The sequence below is a fragment of the Psychromonas sp. B3M02 genome (assembly GCF_003318165.1).
Lineage (GTDB): Bacteria > Pseudomonadota > Gammaproteobacteria > Enterobacterales > Psychromonadaceae > Psychromonas.
This window is the reverse complement of sequence record NZ_QOCB01000074.1, coordinates 1-1,340: the sequence shown is the minus strand read 5'-3', so window position 1 is coordinate 1,340 and position 1,340 is coordinate 1. Positions and strand designations below refer to the sequence as shown.

Genomic DNA, 1,340 nt, shown 5'->3' with positions numbered 1-1,340 from the left:
ACCCTGTTTTTAGCTTGCGGGTTTTTGTGTTGTGTTAATACCAATCATAGTAAGTAACTGATCTATTTTACTTGTTAAAATAACTTATTTTTTCGTTGTAAGTTTCGTATAGGGAACAACCATTTACATCAACTTACGCCTCAAACTAAGCCATTTTTCCGGCGCAAAATCTAGATCAGTTATTTAATACAATTGGTATTAGTTACCGCTATTCATTTGTTCAATGAACTTGTTGGAATCAGCAATAGAAGTATTCATATCATCCACTAATTGCTGAATATCACGCTTAAGGTTAGTGAATTCACCTTTTATCTCTGACATCGCTTGCGCATTTAAATTATGTTTTAAGTACAACACATTATCGTTCAAAGAGGATAATACCGGTTCCATTTTACTTTCTGATTTGCGCATAGAGCGTAACATGGTATCGAACTGACGTTGTGTATTGGTGAGCTTTTGGCTACTTTGGCGTTTTAAAGACGCGCTTTTATATTGTGTCAGTTCTTCAGCCCATTCCTCAAATAATGCTGTCGCTACATCTTCTACTTTATCAATGTTAGCAGACACCTCATTAGCCGCTGATAAGCTTGATTGGTAATCACTGTTCAGCGCATTATAAGTCTCTTGTAAATCACCGCCTTGAAAGTCGATCAAGGTTGTGACACGCTCAAGTGCAGATTGAAACTCTTCCTGTGACTCTTCTTGCGATTCTTTTGTTTCTTCTACTCGGTCAATCAGAATATCACGCTTGTGGATCCCTACTTTTTCCATCGTCGAGTAATAAACGGATTCACAGCCCGATAATAAAAAGGTCACTGCAAGTAATGCAGTACATAAACGCGTCTGTTTTTTCATGTTACTTCCTGTATGTGAGCATAGGTGATGACATCATCAGTGTGATAGTGGTGCACATCGCCACGGGATAAATACGAATGAGTGAGATGAATGATAAGCCCTCACATTATAAACAGCAAGTTAAGCGATTGAGGGATCTTCTCCGAGTAAGGTGTGATCAGTTGCGGTTTGCTCTTGTTAGCGTTTTTCTTGGGGCTTTGTGGACGCTTTTTAAAAGGCAAAACAAGGTCTAAGCAACAAGGGCTAAGCCTAGCCGTTTTGAGTGTAGGTTCCTCTGCGCTCATCATTGCTGTTTGGTCATTATGGGCAGTGTTTTCGCCTTGTCGGCGACACTATTTCTTTTACCAGAAAAGAAAGGATGCAAAGAAACTGGCCACCGGATCGCTTTCTTATCCAAACGCTCATTGCCTTTCTTAACGTACCAGCTCATACAGCACATCCATGTGCTGAATGAGCTTACAGCAAACGTCCTGTTTGCTGTTGCT

Annotated in this window: 2 protein-coding genes; both read right to left on the bottom strand. The window is 40.1% G+C overall.

The window, feature by feature from the left end; translation table 11 throughout:
- Nucleotides 1-198: 198 nt before the first annotated feature.
- Entirely contained in the window at nt 199-855 is a 657-nt protein-coding gene (locus tag DS885_RS08550) for a DUF2959 domain-containing protein (RefSeq protein ID WP_113819021.1), read from the bottom strand.
- Between the two features lie 283 nt (nt 856-1,138).
- On the bottom strand, nt 1,139-1,340 hold a 202-nt coding region (locus DS885_RS17640), incomplete at its 5' end, for a hypothetical protein (RefSeq protein WP_220149678.1).

Excerpts from the sequence above, each read along its gene's own strand:
- DS885_RS08550 (WP_113819021.1), bottom strand. The coding sequence starts at position 855 with ATGAAAAAACAGACGCGTTTATGTACTGCATTACTTGCAGTGACCTTT.